Annotated in this window: 17 protein-coding genes; 7 read left to right on the forward strand and 10 right to left on the reverse strand. The window is 73.7% G+C overall.

Features of this window, described 5'->3' with window-relative positions; translation table 11 throughout:
* Nucleotides 1-2,376, reverse strand: coding sequence for a xanthine dehydrogenase molybdopterin binding subunit (gene xdhB / locus ACIQD7_RS31345; RefSeq protein ID WP_402446139.1), 2,376 nt, complete (start codon nt 2,374-2,376; stop codon nt 1-3).
* Nucleotides 2,373-3,836, reverse strand: a complete 1,464-nt coding sequence (locus ACIQD7_RS31350) for a xanthine dehydrogenase small subunit (protein ID WP_402446141.1) — start codon at nt 3,834-3,836, stop codon at nt 2,373-2,375. The genes xdhB and ACIQD7_RS31350 overlap by 4 nt, the downstream gene beginning before the upstream one ends.
* Nucleotides 3,837-4,412: 576 nt before the next feature.
* Between ACIQD7_RS31350 and ACIQD7_RS31355 the strand changes: the two genes are divergently transcribed.
* Nucleotides 4,413-5,147, forward strand: coding sequence for an alpha/beta hydrolase (locus ACIQD7_RS31355; protein ID WP_402446144.1), 735 nt, complete (start codon nt 4,413-4,415; stop codon nt 5,145-5,147).
* A gap of 72 nt (nt 5,148-5,219) precedes the next feature.
* Here the strand turns inward: ACIQD7_RS31355 and ACIQD7_RS31360 are convergent, their stop codons facing one another.
* From ACIQD7_RS31360 to ACIQD7_RS31380, 5 genes are all read right to left on the reverse strand, one after another.
* Nucleotides 5,220-5,567, reverse strand: a complete 348-nt coding sequence (locus ACIQD7_RS31360) for a hypothetical protein (RefSeq protein ID WP_402446147.1) — start codon at nt 5,565-5,567, stop codon at nt 5,220-5,222.
* The gene (locus tag ACIQD7_RS31365; RefSeq protein ID WP_402446150.1) at nt 5,564-6,157 is read right to left on the reverse strand and encodes an RNA polymerase sigma factor; all 594 of its coding nucleotides are present in this window, start codon (nt 6,155-6,157) and stop codon (nt 5,564-5,566) included. The genes ACIQD7_RS31360 and ACIQD7_RS31365 overlap by 4 nt, the downstream gene beginning before the upstream one ends.
* 274 nt (nt 6,158-6,431) lie before the next feature.
* The gene (locus ACIQD7_RS31370; RefSeq protein WP_402446153.1) at nt 6,432-7,004 is read right to left on the reverse strand and encodes an antibiotic biosynthesis monooxygenase; all 573 of its coding nucleotides are present in this window, start codon (nt 7,002-7,004) and stop codon (nt 6,432-6,434) included.
* 63 nt (nt 7,005-7,067) lie between these two features.
* Complete coding sequence (locus ACIQD7_RS31375; protein WP_402446156.1) at nt 7,068-7,970, reverse strand: serine hydrolase; 903 nt, start codon at nt 7,968-7,970, stop codon at nt 7,068-7,070.
* Nucleotides 7,952-8,908: a LysR family transcriptional regulator gene (locus ACIQD7_RS31380; RefSeq protein ID WP_402446158.1), complete on the reverse strand. Its 957-nt coding sequence runs from the start codon at nt 8,906-8,908 to the stop codon at nt 7,952-7,954. The genes ACIQD7_RS31375 and ACIQD7_RS31380 overlap by 19 nt, the downstream gene beginning before the upstream one ends.
* A 182-nt stretch (nt 8,909-9,090) precedes the next feature.
* Here ACIQD7_RS31380 and bla point away from each other — a divergent pair, with 182 nt between their 5' ends.
* On the forward strand, nt 9,091-10,035 hold the full coding sequence (bla, locus tag ACIQD7_RS31385) for a class A beta-lactamase (RefSeq protein WP_402446161.1): 945 nt from the start codon (nt 9,091-9,093) through the stop codon (nt 10,033-10,035).
* A 35-nt stretch (nt 10,036-10,070) separates the two neighbouring features.
* Here bla and ACIQD7_RS31390 read toward each other — a convergent pair whose 3' ends face one another.
* A complete protein-coding gene (locus ACIQD7_RS31390) occupies nt 10,071-10,505 on the reverse strand; it encodes a VOC family protein (protein WP_402446163.1) in 435 nt (144 codons plus the stop codon).
* Nucleotides 10,506-10,625: 120 nt separating this feature from the next.
* On the opposite strand from ACIQD7_RS31390, the gene ACIQD7_RS31395 reads away from it, so the two are divergent.
* The 3 genes from ACIQD7_RS31395 to ACIQD7_RS31405 all read left to right on the forward strand — a co-directional run bounded on the left by ACIQD7_RS31395 (nt 10,626) and on the right by ACIQD7_RS31405 (nt 13,993).
* The gene (locus ACIQD7_RS31395) at nt 10,626-11,021 is read left to right on the forward strand and encodes a winged helix-turn-helix transcriptional regulator (protein WP_402446165.1); all 396 of its coding nucleotides are present in this window, start codon (nt 10,626-10,628) and stop codon (nt 11,019-11,021) included.
* Between the two features lie 28 nt (nt 11,022-11,049).
* On the forward strand, nt 11,050-11,925 hold the full coding sequence (locus ACIQD7_RS31400) for a YihY/virulence factor BrkB family protein (protein WP_402446168.1): 876 nt from the start codon (nt 11,050-11,052) through the stop codon (nt 11,923-11,925).
* A gap of 61 nt (nt 11,926-11,986) precedes the next feature.
* Nucleotides 11,987-13,993: an ATP-binding protein gene (locus ACIQD7_RS31405; RefSeq protein WP_402446171.1), complete on the forward strand. Its 2,007-nt coding sequence runs from the start codon at nt 11,987-11,989 to the stop codon at nt 13,991-13,993.
* Nucleotides 13,994-14,022: 29 nt separating this feature from the next.
* On the opposite strand, the gene ACIQD7_RS31410 is transcribed toward ACIQD7_RS31405, so the two are convergent.
* The gene (locus ACIQD7_RS31410) at nt 14,023-14,940 is read right to left on the reverse strand and encodes an NADP-dependent oxidoreductase (RefSeq protein ID WP_402446378.1); all 918 of its coding nucleotides are present in this window, start codon (nt 14,938-14,940) and stop codon (nt 14,023-14,025) included.
* 152 nt (nt 14,941-15,092) lie between these two features.
* Nucleotides 15,093-15,401 (reverse strand): hypothetical protein, encoded by a 309-nt coding sequence (locus ACIQD7_RS31415; RefSeq protein WP_161373095.1) that lies wholly within the window; start codon nt 15,399-15,401, stop codon nt 15,093-15,095.
* Nucleotides 15,402-15,804: 403 nt separating this feature from the next.
* Here ACIQD7_RS31415 and ACIQD7_RS31420 point away from each other — a divergent pair, with 403 nt between their 5' ends.
* Both ACIQD7_RS31420 and ACIQD7_RS31425 read left to right on the forward strand, forming a co-directional pair.
* On the forward strand, nt 15,805-16,398 hold the full coding sequence (locus tag ACIQD7_RS31420; protein ID WP_402446174.1) for a snapalysin family zinc-dependent metalloprotease: 594 nt from the start codon (nt 15,805-15,807) through the stop codon (nt 16,396-16,398).
* Between the two features lie 186 nt (nt 16,399-16,584).
* Complete coding sequence (locus ACIQD7_RS31425) at nt 16,585-18,279, forward strand: alkaline phosphatase D family protein (protein WP_402446177.1); 1,695 nt, start codon at nt 16,585-16,587, stop codon at nt 18,277-18,279.
* Nucleotides 18,280-18,364 lie beyond the last annotated feature (85 nt).

Here is an 18,364-nt window from a genome sequence, read left to right on the forward strand (position 1 = left end):
TCAGGCACCGCGCGACGCTTCCGCCCCGGGCCGGGCGGCGTCGCCGGCCCGGCGGGCCGCCTCGACCGCCCAGTACACCGCTTCCGGCGTGGCGGGCGAGGCGAGTTCCACGCCGGTTCCGGCGGGGCCGAACGCCGCGGCGGCCTGCCGCAGGGCCTCCCGTACCGAGAAGGCCAGCATCAGCGGGGGCTCGCCCACGGCCTTGGAGCCGTAGACCGCGCCCTCCTCGGTGGCGTTCTCCAGGAGGCGCACGTGGAACTCCTCGGGCATCTCGGAGAAGCTGGGCAGCTTGTACGTGCTCGCCGCCCGGGTCAGCAGCCGGCCGCGGTGCGGTCCGTCGCCGGTGTCCCAGCGCAGGTCCTCGAGGGTCAGCCAGCCCGCGCCCTGGACGAAGCCGCCCTCGACCTGGCCGATGTCGATCATCGGGGAGAGGCTGTCGCCGACGTCGTGGACGATGTCCACCCGCCGGATCCGGTACGCGCCGGTGAAGCCGTCCACCTCGACCTCGGCCGCCGCGGCGCCATAGGAGAAGTACTTGAACGGCGAGCCCCGGAACGTCTTCGCGTCCCAGTGGAGGCCCTCGGTGCGGTAGAAGCCGGCCGCCGACAGCTGGACCCGCTGGAAGTACGCGGTGCGGACCAGGTCGTCCCAGGGCAGTTCCCCGTCGCCGCCGAGGACCCGGGCGACGCCCTCGACGATCCGTACGTCGGAGGCGTTCGCGCCCAGTCGGGTGGCGGCCACCCGCGTCAGCCGTTCGCGCAGCTGCTCGCAGGCGTTCTTCACCGCCCCGCCGTTGAGGTCGGCCCCGGCGCTGGCGGCGGTGGCGGAGGTGTTGGGCACCTTGTCGGTCCGGGTCGGGGCGAGGCGCACCTTGTGGAGCGGGATGCCCAGGGTGGTCGCGGCGACCTGCAGCATCTTGGTGTGCAGTCCCTGGCCCATCTCGGTGCCGCCGTGGTTGACCAGGACCGAGCCGTCCTTGTAGATCAGCACCAGCGCGCCGCCCTGGTTGAAGGCGGTGAGGTTGAACGAGATGCCGAACTTGATGCCGGTGACGGCGAGCCCCCGCTTGGTGTGCGGGTGCGCGGCGTTGAACGCGGCGATCTCGCGCCGGCGGTGGGCGACGTCGCCGTCGTCCTGGACCTGCCGCCAGACGGTGGAGATCCGTTCGGCGTGGGTGACCGGCTGTCCGTACGGCGTCGTCTGGCCCTGCCCCGGGCGGTAGAAGTTCCGCTCCCGGAGTTCCATGGGGTCGAGGCCGAGCAGCGGCGCGCACCGGCCCATGATGTCCTCGATCACCAACATGCCCTGGGGTCCGCCGAAGCCGCGGAAGGCGGTGTTGGAGACCTTGTGGGTCTTGGCGACGCGGCCGGCGACGCGGGCGTTCGGGATCCAGTAGGTGTTGTCGATGTGGCAGAGCGCGCGGGCGACCACCGGCTCGGACAGGTCGAGGCTCCAGCCGCCGTCCGCGGTCAGGGTGGCGTCCAGGGCCTGGACGCGGCCGTCGGCGTCGAAGCCGATCCTCCACTCGGCGTGGAAGCCGTGGCGCTTGCCGGACATGGTCAGGTCCTGGGTCCTGGTGAGCCGGACCCGGACCGGCCGGCCGGTCAGCCGGGCGCCGAGCGCGGCGACGGCCGCGAAACCGTGCGGCTGCATCTCCTTGCCGCCGAAGCCGCCGCCCATCCGGAGGCACTGCACGGTCACCTCGTGACTGGGCAGCCCGAGCACGTGCGCGACGATCTCCTGCGTCTCCGAGGGGTGCTGGGTGCTGCTCTGGACGAACATCTGTCCGTTCTCGTCGACCAGGGCGAGCGCCGCGTGCGTCTCCAGGTAGAAGTGCTCCTGGTCGGAGAACTGGAACTCGCCCGAGAAGACGTGCGCGGAGTCGGCGAAGCCGGCGTCGACGTTGCCGGTGAGCATCACGGGCCGGGCGCCGTGGAAGCTCTCGGCGGCGATCGCGTCCCGCAGCGAGATCAGGGAGGGCCGTTCGTCGAGCTCCACCTCGACGGCCTCCGCGCCGAGGCGCGCCGCCTCCACGGTCTCGCCGAGCACCCAGGCGACCGCGTGGCCGTGGAACATGACCTCGTCGGGGAAGAGCGGTTCGTCGTGCTTCATCCCGGCGTCGTTGACCCCGGGCACGTCGGCTCCGGTCAGCACGCGGACCACGCCGGGCACGGCGAGCGCGGGTCCGGTGCGCAGCGCGGTGATCCTGCCATGGGCCTTCATGACCTGGACCGGGTGGGCGTGCAGCACGTCCTTGGTGCGGTGCACCAGGTCGTCGGTGTAGAGCGCGGCGCCCGTGACGTGCAGGTGGGCGCTCTCGTGCGGCATCGAGACGCCGACGACGGGCTTCGGGGGACGCTCGGACAGATGGCTCATGACGACACCGCCCCGGTGGTTCGCACGTACAGCTTCCTCAGGCTCTGGCCGAGCATCTCGGCGCGGTAGGCGGCACTGGCCCGGTGGTCGTCCATGGGAGTGCCCTGGGTCCGCAGCACCCGGGCCGCGGCCTCGACGGTCTCCTCGGTCCACGGCTCGCCCTCCAGGGCGGCCTCGGTGGCGAGGGCGCGGATCGGGGTGGCGGCCACGCCGCCCAGGCCGATGCGCGCCTTGCGGACCGTCCCGTCCTCGATGTCGAGCGCGAAGGCGACCGCCACGCTGGAGATGTCGTCGAAGCGCCGCTTGGCGATCTTGTGGAAGGAGGTGACCGGCGCCAGGGGCAGCGGGACGCGCACCGCGCGGATCAGCTCGGCGGGGCGGCGCACGCTCTGCCGGTAGCCGGTGAAGTACTCCGCCAGCGGGACCTGGCGCTCGCCGTCGGCGTCGGCGAGCACCACCGACGCGTCGAGCGCGAGCAGGACCGGCGGGCTGTCCCCGATGGGGGATCCGGTCCCCAGGTTGCCGCCGAGGGTCGCGCCGTTGCGGATGAGCCGGGAGGCGAACTGCGGGAAGAGCTCGGCGAGGAGCGGCACGGCGCCGTCGAGACGGCGTTCGATCTCGGTGAGCGTGAGCGCCGCTCCGATCTCGATGTGGTCGGACGCGAACCGCAGTTCGCGCAGTTCGGGCAGCCGGTCGACGGCGACGACGTGATCCGCCCGACGGGAGAGGATGTTGACCTCCACGCCCCAGTCGGTGGATCCGGCGATCACCACCGCGTCGGGCCGTTCCCGCAGCAGCCGCAGCGTTTCGTCCAGGGTGTTCCTGCGCAGGAACGTACGGCCGTCCCGGGTGTACTCGGTGGCCACCGGTTCCGGCGGGGACTGCTCGCGGCGCCGGGCCAGGGGGTCCCCTTCCGCGGGCGTGCCGACGGCGAAGGCGGCGTCGCGGATGGGGCGGTAGCCGGTGCAGCGGCACAGGTTGCCGCTCAGCGCGTGCAGGTCGAAGCCGTTCGGACCGTGCTCGGGGTCGGTGTGGGCAGCCGGGTCCGCGGATGCCCGGCGGTCGGGCCGGTAGTACTCGGCGGCCATGCTGCAGACGAACCCCGGTGTGCAGTAGCCGCATTGGGAGCCGCCGCGGACCGCCATCTCCTCCTGCACCGGGTGCAGGGCGGCCGGCGCGCCGGGCTCACCGGCGGTGGCGAGGCCCTCCGAGGTGACGACCTCCTGGCCGTCGAGGGCCGCGACCGGGAGCAGACAGGCGTTGACGGCCACCCAGTCGGTGGGGCCGTGCGTCCCGGGGCGGGCGACCAGGACCGCGCAGGCCCCGCACTCGCCCTCGGCACAGCCCTCCTTGGTGCCGGTGAGGCCGCGCTCGCGCAGGAAGTCGAGGACCGTGGTGTGGGGCGCGGCCGGTGAGATCGGTGCTTCGTCGCCGTTGACCGTGATGCGCGCCGCCGTCACGACAGGCCCGCGTTTCGGCGTGCGGACGAGCGGTTCATTGTGTTCGTCAATGTTCGGGCAGCTTTCTGTGCTCGGACGCGCCGCGCGGGAGGGATGTGCGCGAGAGGGCGTGCGTCAGCGAGGTGCGGGAAAAGAGGTACCGGAAAGGGGGGCGGGAAGGGGGTGCGGGGAACTACGAAGCCCGCGAGGCGCCGTGGACGGGCGCGGGAGAAAGGGGCGCGTTCAGCAGCCGTGCGCGATCTGGCCCGGAACCCAGGCGGTGCACTCGGCGAGGCGACCGAGGTCGGAGTGGGTGGACATCCGTGGATCGCCTCCTTCCGGGAGCTGTGGGACGACGCTGACCGCAAGCTAGTGGCCGACGCCGTGGAGGTCAAGGGAGGGGCGTGACGGAGCGGTGGTCGCCTTTCCTCCTGGCGGACCGTCGCGATCGCTGCTACGTTTCCGGAGGCCGTACGAGAGAACGAGGAGGTGGTACCCGTGAACGCAGTATCGACATGGGTGCTCCCCTCAGGAATTACGGTCGGGCGATAGGTCGTCCGGGAGCGCCGTTCCAGAGCACTCCCGAAAGGCACGACCGTGCACTTCCTTTCCGAACGACGCCTCGACGACGGCGTCCTCGAACGCACCTTCACCCTCGGCGGGATCCCCGGCATCCTGTGGACGCCCGCCCCGTCCCCCGCACCGGCGCCGCTGATCCTGCTCGGCCACCCGCCGCTCGGGCTCCGCAGGATGTATCCCCGGCTGGTGGACCGGGCCCGGCAGGCGGCGGCGGACGGCTTCGCCTCGGCCACCATCGAGCTTCCCGGAAGCGGCGACCGGCCCCCGCTGGCCGGAGCCGAACGGGCCCGTGCCGATCTGCGCCGGGCCCTGGAGGCCGGCGGGCCGGTCGACGACGGGATCGTCGACGCCCTCGTCCTCCCCCTCGTGGAGGAGGCGGTCCCCGAGTGGCGGGCCGCCCTGGACGCCCTCCTGTCGCTGCCCGGGATCGGCGGGCCGGTCGGGTACTCGGGAGGAGTGATCTCCGTCGGCATCCGGCTCGCGGTGGTCGAGCCGCGCGTCTCGGCCGCCGTGCTGTTCGCCGGGAGCCTGGTGCCCGCCGCCATGTTCGAGGAGGCCCGCCGGGTCACCGTGCCGCTGCACGTCCTGCTGCAGTGGGACGACGAAGGAAACGACCGGCAGGCGGCCCTGGACCTGTTCGACGCCTTCGGCTCCGAGGAGAAGACGCTGCACGCCAACATGGGCGGGCACACCGGCGTTCCCGCGTACGCGGGGGACGCCGCGGCCCGGTTCTTCACCCGGCATCTGAAGTAGGGCCGGGCGGGCGGGCCGGTGACCTTCCACGGCGTCACGCCGGGAGGCACCGGTCCGCTCCCGGCACGATCGTCAGGTGCGTCGCAGCGCGCAGCTCCCCTCGGCGCAGGAGCGGCGCAGCCGCCCGGCGGAGACCGTCTCCACAAGGCCGACGGCCCAGCACATCGGGCAGCCGCGCAGGGCGACCAGACCGATCGGGGCGAGCAGCAGCCCCACGGGCCCGACGGCCCGGAACAGAACCAGTGAACCGACGAGCGCGCCGAAGCCGATCGCGCCGCGGGCCAGGTGGCGCGGGACGGTGGCGCTCGCGAAGCCGCCGCGCCGGGGCGCGCGGTCACCGGCGGGGACGCCGGACGAGGCGGCGCTCGTCGTGACGGGGGCGGGCGTCATCGTCCTCGTCGTGGCGGGGTCAGGTGTCATCGTCCTCGTCCTTTCGTGGATGCCGGCTCTTCGCGCAGTGCCTCGCGCACCGCCGAACGGGCCCGGTGCAGACGGGACTTCATCGCGGCGGTGCTCAGCCCGAGCCGGCCCGCGACGGCACGGCCGGGCAGGCCCTGGACGTCCCGCATGATCAGCACCTGGCGCTGGTCGGCGGGCAGGGCGGCGATGGCGGCACCGACGCGTTCGGCTTCCAGGAGCAGCAGGGCCTCCTCCTCGGCGGACCGTACGGCGTCGCCGGATGTCCGGTTCTCGTCCGCCGCCCCGTAGTGGCCCGGGGCGGTCGGGCCGTGGGAGAGCAGGGCTCGGGTACGGCGCAGGCACTCGTTGTGGACGATCCGGAACATCCACGACGCCAGCGCTCCGGAGGCCCGCAACATGCCGATCTTGCGGTAGAGGACGAGCAGCGCCTCCTGGGCGGCGTCCTCGGCGTCCTGGGGTGTGGCGCACAGCGTGCGCGCGAACCGGTGCACGTGGGGGTACGAGCCGTGCACCAGGGCGGTCAACGCCTCCGTGTCGCCGCGCTGCGCCGAGGCGACCAGGGTCTCGCCGGGCCAGGTGCGGTCAGCCACGCCGACGCCTCCGGCGGCGCGGCACCGTGACGGCGCACGCGCACAGCAGCAGCGCGGCGGCCGTGGCGATGACGACGGTGGTCATGGGTTCCTCCCGGTGGGTCGTGGAGCGGACGGGGTCGTCCGCACGTTCATGAATGAGAGGCGGGGCGGGCACGAAAGGGTTCGCCCTCGTGCCGAGGAATGTCCACGGAGGAATGTCCACGGCCGACGGAGAACCCGCCTTCGGCCATACGGACCCCGGTGTACGGACCCCTGTGTACGGACCTGGCTGCTACGGGGTGAGCCAGCCGCGCAGGAGCCTGCTGACGGCCGGCATCGCCACGTACGTCATGAGCACGTTGAAGACGCAGGCCGTGACGGCGCTGCTGAGGAGGAGCGGGAGTGCGGCCAGGTGGGGCAGGAGGAAGAGGCCGCCGAGGACGGAGATCGGATAGACGGCGAGGGTCGCGCCGATCGCCATCTTCCACCGGGGCGGCGCGGGGCGGACGGAGCCCGGCTCGGCGAACCAGGTCTCCATGCCGGTCAGTTTCCGCCGGGCGATCTCGGTGTGGTGGTGTCCTTCGCAGTCCGCGAACCAGGCCGCGCGCTCGGGCGACTCCTGCCAGGTCCGACATGCCGCGGCGTCTCGGAAACGGTGGACGAGGAACCACGGGGCGTCGCCTCCGGAGGAGCGGAAGAACCCGTACCCGAGGTGGCCGGGAAAAGCGGCCGCGGTGTCGAGGATGCCCTTCGCCCACCGTTCGAAGGCGGCTTCGTGGCCGGGGTCGACCCGGCGGGCTATCAGGAGGGTGACCTCGCCGGTGTCGGCGGGAACGGTGGCGTGCTCAAGGCTGACCGCGGTCAAGACGTACTCCTCGTGATCTCGCCGCGCCCCCGGTACTGTACGTGCCCTGCGGGGCCGGGCCGGTCAGACGTGGCGCAGGTGGTCGCGCAGCGCCCGGGCCGCCTGGCCCATCAGCGCGTCCGCGCCGGGCTGGACGGCGGCCGGCACCAGGGATTCGGTGAGCACCGCGACGGCGTAGGCGCCGCCGTCGGCGTGCTCGACCACGCCGATCTCGTGCCGGAGGTTGAGCAGGGTGCCGGTCTTGGACCACCAGGTGGTGGCGTCCGAGGCGAAGTCGGGGGTGAGGCGCTGGCGGAGCACGTTGTGCAGCATCAGTCCGCGTACGGCTTCCGCGACCCCCGGGTGAAGGGCCGTGGGCGCCCAGAGTTCCTGGAGCAGGTCGACCCAGGCCCTGGCGCTGCCGGTGTTGGCACGTGTCGTGTCGAGCTGCGGCACCCGGTGGCCGCGTCCGCCGGTGCCGGCGTCGATGGCCAGCGCGTGCGCGAGGTGGGCCTGGGCGGTGTCGAAGCGTTCGACGGGGGTGTCGCTGAGCTCGTCGGCGGTGTGGCGCACGGAGATGCCGTGGATGCCGAACTCCCGCAGGAGGGCGGTGACACGGGCGGGCGGGGTGAGGCCGAAGAGGGCGTCGGCGGCCCGTTCGTCACTCAGGCAGGTGCTCAGGTAGAGCAGGTCGTCGACGGCGATCCGCGCGGGGTGGCGGAAGCGGGTCAGGCCGGTGGGTCCGGGAGCGGTGCTGCGTCCCGGAGCGACGTCGAGCGGGGCGGCGCCGTCGAGTTCGCCGCGCCGGATGCGTTCGAAGGTCGCCACCGCCAGGGGGACCTTGACCAGGGAGGCCGAGGGGAGGGCGGTGTCCGGGTCGACGCCGATCTCCTCGCCGGTGCGCAGGTCGCGCACCAGGAGGCAGCCCCGCAGTCCGCCGTCCGCCAGCCGCCGCTCCACCTCGCCGATCAGTGTGTCGGTGCGCACGCGCCCGCCTTCCGTTTCCCGTCCGTTCCGTTCGCGCTCGTGCCCGTGTCCCCCACCGGCGTCCCGTCCTCGGCCGCGCCCAGGCAGCGGGCGAGGGCGCGGCCCAGGCGGCTGACCGTTCCGGCCGGGTCGCCGCCGTCCGCCGCGTGGAGCGCGAACCCCCGGGCCGGGGTCGGTTCGCCCGTCGGGCGCCAGTGCAGGCCGAGTTCGGCGGCCTGTCCGGGCGAGCAGAGCAGCAGGTCGTCCCCGTACAGCACTTCGGCCACCGCGTCCGTCAGGTCGGTCGCCGCGACGAACTGCGCGGGGCGCAGCCCGGCCGCGTCCCGCAGCCGTACCAGCGGGTCGCGGACGTGCGGCACGTCGTCCTCGGGCTGGATCCACAGCCTCCGCGCCGGGCCCGGGTCGGTCCGGCCGACCCGCAGGGACTCCAGCCAGAAACGGCGTGCGCCGGGGTCGGCGGCCGTGGCGACGCCCAGCGGCACCGACCAGACCGCCTCGTCGGACGGCACCGCCAGCACGGCGGCCCGCACCTGCCGGGTGCGGACCAGGTCCCGGCGTTCGGCGGGCGGCGCGGCCCGCAGGTCGAGGGCGATCCCGAGGGCCCGGGCGTCGGCGACGAGGCGCGCGAGCGCCACCGTGCCGCAGACGGCGGGCACCGCGATCCGCCACGGTCGGCGCCGCGCCGTCTCGGCCTCGTGGAGCAGTACGTCGGCGGCGCGCACCAGGGCCCGTGCCGAGGGCAGCAGGTCCCGGCCGAACGGGGTGAGCACCGCCCGTCGCGACGTGCGTTCGAAGAGCCGCTCGCCCACGTGCTCCTCGAGCGCGGCGACGCGGCGGCTGGCCACCGGCTGGGACATGCCGGCCGCGGCCGCCCCGACGGTGAAACTGCCGTGTTCGCCGACGCTGACGAAGGCTCGACTCGCTGCCACCAGATCCACGATCCGCAGCCTATGCGCCATCGTGTTTCATGCCGATTCCGCATGGAACGGCACGTGTCGGCATTGGACCGCATGACGGCGGCGGGTGAATGTGGTCCGGTACTCATGACACGCACCGGGCCGGTGCCGTGCGGGACCGGCCCCTACGCGCCCCTGCCCGGGGCGCACCGGAGGTCCGTACCATGCAGCCCACTCGCGTCAGGCGCGTCCTCGCGGGGTTCGCCGCCGCGCTCGTCCTCGTCCCGCTGACCGCCTGCGCCGAGCAGAAGGCACAAGCCTCCTCGCCCTCCCCCGCCGCGCCCTCCTCCCCCACCGCGTCCTCCGGTCCCGATGCGGCCGGTGCGTCCCACCGGCGTGAATTCCGTTCCCTGGAGAGCGCGTTCGACGCCCGGCTCGGTGTCTACGCGATCGACACCGGCACCGGCCGCGAGATCGCCTACCGGGACCGCGAACGGTTCCCCTACGCGTCCACCTTCAAGGCCCTGGCCGCCGGGGCCGTGCTGCGGAAGGAGAAGCTGAGCGGCATGGAGCGCGTCGTGCGGTACACGAAGGAGGAGCTGGTCGAGCCGTCGCCGGTCACCGAGAAGCACGTCGACACGGGGATGACGCTGGACGCCCTCGCCGACGCCGCCGTCCGGTACAGCGACAACACGGCGGGCAATCTGCTCTTCGAGGAGCTGGGCGGTCCGAAGGGCCTCCAGGCCGTGCTGCGGTCGCTCGGCGACGGCGTGACGCGGATGGACCGGATCGAGCCGGAGCTCGGCGACTGGAAGCCGGGTGAGGTCCGGGACACCAGTTCGCCGCGGGCGCTCGCCGGTGACCTGCGCGCCTTCGTGCTCGGCGACGTCCTGCGGGCCCCCGAGCGGGAGCGGCTCACCACGTGGCTGAAGACCAATCTGACGGGTGACGAGACCATCCGGGCCGGGGTGCCGGACACGTGGGTGGTCGGGGACAAGACGGGGACGGCGACGACGTACGGCGGGCGCAACGACATGGCCGTGGTCTGGCCCCCGGACGGGGCGCCGATCGTGATGGCGATCCTGTCGACCCGCTCCGGCCGGGAGGCGGAGCCCGACAACCGGCTGATCGCCCGGGCCGCCTCCGTGGTCGCCGGGGCGCTGCGCTGAGCGCGCGCTTCAAGCGCCGGGACGCAGAGGGGTGGCTACGAACTCCGTGGGCGCCTGCGGTACCCCGGAGGTCGTTCCGCCTGCGGTTCCGACGTGTGGGCCCGCAGCCTGTCGAGCAGTTCCGCGTTCCACTCGACGTACTCGATGCCCGCTCCGTCCGCGTGGCGGGCGTAGAGGAACCGGCCGGTCGGGCCGTCGGTCGCGGGGGTGGTGATGACGGCGCCGGCGCCCTCCAGGGTTTCCTGGAGGGCGTCGAGGTCGTGGACGACGACGGTCGCGGAGGCGTGGGCGTACTTCGCGCGTTCCTCGGCCGGTCCCGCGATGACCAGGAAGTCGCCGACGGCCCCGAGGGAGACCGCGTGGAACGTCAGCCGCAGGTGGGGCCGCTCGCCCGTGAGCCGCTCCAGGAGCGGCAGGGCGCGGTCGAGGTCGTCGACCCACAGGCGTGCGTAGGTCTTCAGGATGGTCATGGTTCTCCTCTCTCCCGGATCCCTTCCGGATCCCTCCCGGATCCCTTCCGGTTACTCGGCCACGGTAGGTGAGTATGTTCTGACGTGGGAGAACGCACTTTCCAGTGAGAGAGGCACCTGATGGAAACCGAGCAGGCCGGGCCCGGGGACGCGGACGCGGCACGCGCCGATTCCCTGGCGCGCGAGATCTTCCCGGGGGTGGCCGGCAAATGGGCCCTGCTGATCATCAACGCCCTGGCGGCCCGGACGCTGCGGTTCACCGAGCTGAAGACCGAGGTGGAGGGCATCAGCCACAAGATGCTCACGCAGACCCTGCGCGGGCTGGAGCGGGACGGGGTGGTGCACAGGACCGTCCACGCGACGGTCCCGCCCCGCGTGGACTACCGGCTCACCCCGGCGGGCGGGGAACTGCGCGACACGGTCAACGCCATGTGCGCCTGGACCCGCCGCCACCTGGCCGAGATCGAGGCCGCACGTCACCGCTTCGCGCGGTCCGGGTCGGAGAACCCCGGGTGAGAACGGCGGCGCAGGGCAAGAGGACATCGTGGTAGCGAACACCCTTTCAACGCCCCGGAAGCCTCCGGGCAACCGTGCCGCCGAGTCGCTGAGGCTGATCCGATCGGCCCTGCGCGGCACCGCCGTACGCCTCTGGCACGACAACATCGCCGACTACGCCGCGGCCCTCACCTACTACGCGGTGCTGGCGCTGGTGCCCGCCCTGCTCGTCTCGGTCTCCCTGGTGGGGCTGGCCGGGGTCGGCACCCGTGAGAGCCTCATCCTCGACCTCACCTCCTACGCTCCTCCGCAGTCGGCCCAGGTCCTCCGCGAGGCGCTGGAGGGGCTCACCTCGACGCCGTCCTCCCTGTGGGCCCTGCTCATCAGCGGCGTCCTGAGCGCGCTGTGGTCGGCCTCCAGCTACCTGGCGGTCTTCCGCCGCGCCCTGCACGCGATGTACCGGCTGCCCGACACGCGGCCGCCCCTGCGCGCCGCGCACGTCCTCGTCCTCACCGCCACCGCGCTCCTGGCCCTGCTCGTCGCGGGCGCCGCGAGCCTCGTCGCGACCGGCCCGCTGGCCCGCCGGCTCGCGGCGGCCGTCGGCCGTCCGGGCACGGACGTCGTGGCCGTCCTGCGCTGGCCGGTGCTCCTGGCGATCGTCACGGGCCTCGTCCTCATCCTCTACCGGACCGGGCCCGCTCGGGGCAGGGGAAGGCGCCGGGGGTTCTCGGGCGGTGTCCTGGCCGCGGTCCTGTGGCTCGGCGCCTCGGTCGTCTTCACCCTCTACACGCAGTTCGGGACCTACAGCCGCCTCTACGGTTCGCTGGCGGGGATCGTCGTCTTCCTCGTGTGGCTGTGGTTCACCAACCTGGCCCTGCTCGCGGGCGCGCAGTTCAACGCGGTGCGCGCGCGGTCGGAGGAATGAGGGGAAGAACTCCCGTCGAACGCGTGCATCCGGACCCCCGCCCTGGCGGAGAATGCGGGGAATGGAGACGTGGATGCCGCCGGAGAGCGGTCCGTTCGTCGGACGGGCCAGGGAAGTCGAGGAGCTGGTCTCCCGGTTGGGCGAGCGTCGGCTCGTCACGCTGGTGGGCACGGGCGGGATCGGGAAGTCCCGGCTCGCCTCGCGCGTCGCCGGCGCCCGCGGGCCCGAGGCCTTCGCCGGCGTCCACTGGGCGCCGCTCTGGTCGCTGGCCAACGCCTCCCTGCTCACCTCCCTGGTGGCCGACGCCTGCGGCCTGTCGGACCACTCGTCCGGCGAGCCCGTCGACACGCTGGCCGACTGGATCGGCACGCGCCGCGTCCTGCTGGTCCTGGACTCCTGCGAGCACCTCGTGGCGGCGTGCGCGGCCCTGGTGACGACCCTCCTGGCGCGCTGCCCGCGGCTCGTCGTGCTGGCGACCAGCCGTGAGCCGCTGGGCACGGAGGCCGAGTTCCTGTTCCCCCTCGGTCCCCTGCCGGTCGATTCCGAGGCGATGGAGCTGTTCGCCGACCGGGCGGACGCCGCCGGTGTCCGCTGGACGCGGCCCGAGGACTTCGTCGCCGCCGCCGAGGTGTGCCGCTGGCTGGAAGGCGTGCCCCTGGCGCTCGTCCTCGCGGCCGCGCAGTTGCGGGAGAGGCCGCTGTCCGCGATGGCGCGGCTCCTGCGCGGCAGGCTCTCCCTCGCCGAGGGCCCCGAAAGCGCGGTGCGCCCCTCGCGTCACCACGCGCTGCGCACCACCATCGGATGGAGCCACGAGCTGTGCGAACCGCGCGAGCGGCTGCTGTGGGCCCGGCTGTCGGTGTTCCGCTCGGCCCCCACGGTGGACGACGTGGTACGGGTCTGCCGCGGCGGGCCGCTCACCGGGGCCGCCCTGGAGCAGGCCCTGGAGGGGCTCGTCCGCAAGAGCGTCGTGACCCTGTCCGGCGACCGCCTGCACCTCTTCGACTCGGTGCGCGAGTACGGGGCGCTGTGGCTCGCGGAACTCGGCGAGACCCGTACGACGGCGGACCGGCACGCGCGGCGCTTCCACGAACTGGCGCTCGCCGCCGAGGACTCCTGGTGGGGTCCCGGCCAGGCGAGCGCCTGCGCGCGGCTGGCCGACTGCTACGGCGACCTGTGCGCGGCGCTGGAACACCTGCTGGCCACGGATCCCCCGACGGCGGCGGAGCTGGCGGGGGCGCTCGGCTTCTTCTGGGCGTGCTCCGGCCGGCTGCACGAGGCGGCGCACTACGTGGAGGAGTGCGCGCGGGTGGTGTCCGGTCCCGAGGCCGTCGTGGGCAAGCTGGCGTGGGTGCTCGGGGTGGTCCGCTGTCTGCGGGGCGAGTACGGTGCCGCGGCCCGGCTGGCGGGCCGTGCCGACGAGTGCGCGGTGCGGGCGCGGGACGCGACGCTCCTCGCCGACGCCTCCTATCTGCGCGGCCTGGTGATGCTGCTGCGCGGCGATTCCCCGGACGCGCTGGCCGTCGCGGACCGCGCGCTGGCCGAGCCGGGCGCGGCGGCGCCCTCGGTGGCGCGGTGCCGGCTGGTGCGGGTCTTCGCGCTGACGGCGTCCGGTCTCCTCGAAGAGGCCCGTGCCGAGGCGGAGGAGCTGCGGCTCGACTCGGCCTCGGCGGGCGAGCACTGGACGCGGTCCTACACCGAGTACCAGCTGGCGCTGATAGCGCTGCGGGAGGGGCGTCCGGCCGACGCCGCCGGTCACGCACGGGCCATGCTGCGGGACAAGCGCCTGTTGGGCGACGTCTTCGGCCTGGGCCTGGGCCTCGATCTCCTCGCGGTCGCCCTGGCGGCGCTGGCCAGGGGCGAGGAGGCGGCCTCGGCGTACGGGACGGGGCAGGTGTTCTGGCAGATGGTCGGGCATCCCCAGCGGGGCACTCCCGAGCTGCGGCCGCTGCGGCGGGGCGCGGAGCTTTCGGCCCGGGAGCAGATCGGTGACGGCGCGTACGACACCGCTTACCGGTTGGCGACGCTGACGGACCCGTTCGCCGCGCTGGAGACGATCCTGGCGGAGTGAGGAGCCCGTACGGCTCCGGTGGGGGTGCTTCAGACCTCGACGACGATCTTTCCCGGGGTGTGGCCTTCGCGGCTGAGGTCGAAGGCGGCTCCGAGTTCGGAGAGCGGGAACGTCGCGGCGACGTCGACCGTGATCTTGCCCCCGTCCACGAGCTGTCCCAGGGCCCCGAGGTCCTCGCCGCTCGGCCGGACCCAGATCCACTGGCCGCCCGCGCCGAGCACGGTGTCATCGGCGACGGAGGCGTGCCGTCCGCCGTCGGCCAGGACGGCCAGGGTGGTGTCGAGGACCCCGCCGACGAAGTCGGCGACGACGGCGACTCCGTCCGGGGCCAGGGCGCGGACGCGGTCGGCCAGTCCGTCGCCGTACTCGACGGGCTCGCAGCCGAATCCGCGCAGCCGGTCGTGGTTGCGCGGGGAGGCGGTGCCGATGACCCTCGCGCCGAGCGCGCGGGCGAGCTGGACGCCGAAGGACCCGACGCCGCCGGCCGCGCCGTGGACGAGGACGGTGTCGTCGGCGCCGGTGCCCAGCCGTGTGAGGAGCTGATACGCGGTCAGGCCCGCCAGCGGCAGTCCGGCGGCCTGTGCCCAGTTCAACGAGGCGGGCTTGGCCGCGAGGGCGCGCACGGGCACGCTGACGTACTCCGCGAAGGTGCCGCCGTGCACGTAGTCCTTGCGGGCGTAGGCCATCACCTCGTCGCCGGCCGCGAACTCGGGCACGTCGATGCCGACCCGTTCGACGGTGCCGCTGACGTCCCATCCCGGGACCACGGGGTGGACGACGTCCATCAGGCCGTCGAGCCCGCCCGCCATGATCTTCCAGTCGACCGGGTTGACCGAGGCGCACCGGACCTTGACGAGGACCTCGCCGGGGGCGACCTTCGGCAGCGGCAGCCGGGTCTCGCGGAGCACCTCCGTCCCGCCGTAGGTCTCGTACGCCATCGCCCTCATGGTGGCCTCGGACATCCCTGCGCACCTTCCCGTGCTGTCGGCTGCGTCCGCCCATCTGAGCACGGTCCGGCCGGAATGCGCCGGGAGGCGCGCCCGGTGCCCCGCGCGGAGCGGGGCACCGGGCGCGGTGAGGGTCTTCGTCGGCCCGGTGCTCAGACGAACTCGATGGACACGCTCTCCACGTTGCCCCAACTGCAGTACGCGTTGACCCGGGTCGCGCCGGTCACGACGCTGCTCGTCCCGGATCCCGCGAGCGTGCAGTAGACACGGACGCGCCACTTGTAGGTCCCGGGGGTGGTGCACTTCCCCCACCCGTTGGTGAGGTTCTTGCCCTTGGTGCACGAGGGCGCCAGGGCGGAGGGGGCTCCGTCGTGGGTGGTGGCCTGCGCGGGTGCCGACACGCCGCCCAGTGCCAGTGCCGCTCCGATTCCCAATCCTGCCACGGCCGTACGGAAACGCATGGGTGCTCCTTCGGTTCGTCGGGGATTCGTTCGTCGGGGATTCGTTCGTCGGGGGTTCGGACGAGACGCAAGCCTGGACGGGGAGGGAACGGCGGACAATGCCCGTGGCCGTCCGGGACACGGGCTCCGGTGTCCGGCCTGGTCGGGCTCCGTCCGGGACGGGGACGGGACGGACCCGCCGTCACGCACCGATCCGCGTGGGACGCCCGACTCCCCTTGGAATCAAGGGCGTTGACGCGCATGATCATGACAGGTGCATGGCATTCACGGTCTCCGGGACGTACCATCGCAGGGCTCGGAGGGGTGCTCGACGATCGCGCCCGGCCCCACCGGACGCCCGCGCCACCGCTTCACGCCCCCGCCTCCACCGAGGTCGGGTCCCCCCACGGATGAAGGAGCAGCAATGCCCCTCGGCACATGGTTCAAGGCGGGCACCTCCGCCGCCGCACTCGTCCTCGCCATGGCGGGTGCGGCGACCGCCGCGCCCGCCCCCACCTCTGCCCCCGCCCCGGAATCCTCCGCGGCGGAGGCGGCGGTGGTGACCCTCCGCTATGACGACAGCCGCGCCGGAGGCTGGGAGGCGGCGATCGCGGCCGGGGTCGCCTCGTGGAACGCGAACGTGAGCAACGTCAAGCTGGTGGAGGCGGCGCCCGGCACCCGGGCCGAGATCGTGATCGTCGCGACCACGGGCTGGCCGCAGGCCACGCTCGGCCCCGTCCGTCCGGGCCGTCAGGTCCGCGTCGAACTCGGCAGCCAGGCCGTGAGCCAGGGCTATGACAAGACCCGGATCGCCGCTCACGAGCTGGGCCACAGCCTCGGCCTGCCGGACACCAAGCCCGGCCCGTGCTCACAGCTGATGTCGGGGTCGAGCGCCGGTACGGCCTGCACCAACGCCGTCCCGAACGCGACCGAGCGGTCCCGCGTCCAGTCCGCCTATGCCTCCGGCCTCGCCGCGCTCGTGCCCGCCGACGGCCGGACCCTCGTCGACGCTCCCTGAGTACGCCTCCGTGGAGCGGCCCGGGCCTCCCGGGTCGCTCCACGGAGGTCGCGTGACGTCGGCCGGGACCGGGCCGAGCGCGTGGTGGCGCATCGCCCGCTCGTGAACGGCGCGGTTTCCGGCGCCGTTCCGTACTGTACGGAGCGGCCGTTCCGTACAGTACGGAGCGCCGGGAGGGACTTTGTGATGGCCGGTCTGAGGTTGGGACCGCTCCTGCGGCACGTGGACTGGGAGTCGGGCACGAGCGCGACGGTGTGGGTCGAGACCGACCGGCCGTGCACGGTGGAGGTCCGGTGTCCGGACGGCGCCGGGGGCTCGGCTCCGACGTTCCGCGTCTCCGGGCACCACTACGCGCTGGTGGTCGTGACCGGCCTCGCGCCCGGTTCCACCACCCCGTACGAGGTGCTGCTCGACGGCGAGCGGGTGTGGCCCCTCGTGGACTCGCCGCTGCCGCCCAGCACCATCCGCACGCCGCCGGTCCCGGCGACCGGCGCGGTGGTGGCCTTCGGCTCGTGCCGGTGGGCGGCGCCCGCCGTGGACGAGCACGATCCGGTGGGTCCCGACGTCCTCGACACCCTCGCGGCCCGGCTCGCCGCCGATCCGGGGGCCGAGCGCCCGGACGTCCTCCTCCTCCTGGGCGACCAGGTGTACGCGGACGAGACGTCCGCCGGTACGCGCGACTGGATCGCCCGGCACCGGCGGGCCGCCGGCACCGGCTCGGCCGCCCCGCCGGACCAGGTCGCCGACTACGAGGAGTACACCCACCTCTACGACGAATCCTGGGGCGACCCCGAGCTGCGCTGGCTGCTCTCGACCCTGCCGACCTGCATGATCTTCGATGATCACGACATCGTTGACGATTGGAACACCAGTGCCGCCTGGGTGGCCGACATGCGGGCGACGCCCTGGTGGCACGAGCGGATCACCGGCGGCCTGATGTCGTACTGGGTCTACCAGCACCTCGGGAACCTCTCCCCCGCCGAGCTGGCCGAGGACGAGCTGTACGCGGCGGTCCTCGCGGCCGACGACGGCACGGAGGTGCTGCGCGCGTTCGCCGAACGCGCCGACGCCGACCCGGCGTCGGTGCGCTGGAGCTACCGCAGGGACTTCGGCCGCACCCGGTTGCTGATGGTCGACACCCGGGCCGCGCGGGTCCTCGAGGAGCAGGACCGGGCGATGCTGGACGCGGAGGAGGCGGCCTGGCTGCGGACGCAGGTGTTCGAGGAGCCCGGCGGCGTCGACCACCTGCTGATCGGGACCTCGCTCCCGTGGCTGCTGCCCCCGATGGTCCACTTCGCGGAGGGCTGGCACGCGGCGCTCTGCCGCGGCGAGCGCGGGCCGCGCTGGGCGCGGTTCGGCGAGTGGCTGCGTCGCCGGGCCGACCTGGAGCACTGGGCGGCGTTCACCTCGTCGTTCGAGAGGCTGACGGAGACGGTCGCCGAGGCGGGAAGGGCCGACGCCGCCCCGGCGACGGTGTGCGTGCTCTCCGGGGACGTGCACCACGCGTACGTGGCGGAGCCCGTCTGGACGGCCGGGCGGCAGCCGGACTCCCGCGTCTTCCAGTTCACCTGCTCACCGCTGCACAACTCGGTGCCCACGGCCATACGGCTCGGGTTCCGTTTCGGCTGGAGCCGGTTCGCCAAGGGGATCGGGCACCTCCTCGCCCGCCACGGGCGGATCGCGAGGCCGGCGGTCCGGTGGGAGCGCTCCGGCGGGCCCTGGTTCGGCAACCAGCTGATGACGCTGACCCTGCGCGGCCGTACGGCCCGGCTGCGGCTGGAGAAGGCCTCGTCGGGCGCGCGGCGGGGGCGCCGGGGAACCGACCGCGCGGGCGCGCGGCTCACGGGGGTCCTCGACCGGGTCCTGACGGGAGGGAGCTGACGCCCCGGTGGCCGGGGCCGTCGGACGGGCCGGACGGCGGTCGCGGGCGGCGCCCGGCGCTCCCCCGCCGGCCGGTGCACACCAC

It is taken from the genome of Streptomyces sp. NPDC093071 (assembly GCF_044754545.1).
Taxonomy (GTDB): domain Bacteria; phylum Actinomycetota; class Actinomycetes; order Streptomycetales; family Streptomycetaceae; genus Streptomyces.